We start from the raw sequence: 587 nt of genomic DNA on the forward strand, positions 1-587 counted from the left end.
GAGCTTGTCAAGATGTCTGTGTAAGAACGTGACTCCTGATTTTCTTGTGGTCCGTGGGTTTAGCCGAGGTGCGGTTCGATCCGGTCGGGGTAGGCCAGAGCGAGCTGTCCGAGGGCTTGCTTCCAGTTGGTGACGACCTGTCCCTCGACCAGTCGTCCGAGGGCCTTACGGGGCTGTGACCGCCTGGTCCCGCGTTCTTTGAGGCGTTGAGCGGCTCGTTTGTCTTCGATGTCGCAGATGGCCAGCCACAAGAGTTTGCGGACCGCGATGTCGTTGGGGAAATGTCCGCGGTTCTTGATGACCTTGCGGAGCTGGTAGTTCAGCGACTCGATCGAGTTGGTGGTGTAGATGACTTTGCGCAGCTCGGGCGGGAATGCCAGGAAGGGGATGAACCGATCCCAGGCTCGGTCGAAAGCCATTGCCGCACTCGGATATTTGGCGCCTAGTTCCGAGTCGCGGAAGGCTTCCCACTCGCGGCGGGCGGTCTCGGCGTCGGGGGCGGTGTAGATCGGTTTAATCGCCCGAGCGACGTCTTTGCGGTCTTTGTAGTTCACGAACCGCATCGAGTTGCGGATCAGATGCACCAC

At 60.0% G+C, this 587-nt stretch carries 1 protein-coding gene; it reads right to left on the bottom strand.

Annotated elements, in window-relative coordinates; translation table 11 throughout:
* Positions 1–59 precede the first annotated feature (59 nt).
* Positions 60–587: IS256 family transposase (locus tag GOPIP_RS22055; protein WP_006372025.1), on the bottom strand; the 528-nt coding region annotated here is incomplete at its 5' end.

The sequence above is a fragment of the Gordonia polyisoprenivorans NBRC 16320 = JCM 10675 genome, from assembly GCF_000241325.1.
Lineage (GTDB): Bacteria > Actinomycetota > Actinomycetes > Mycobacteriales > Mycobacteriaceae > Gordonia > Gordonia polyisoprenivorans.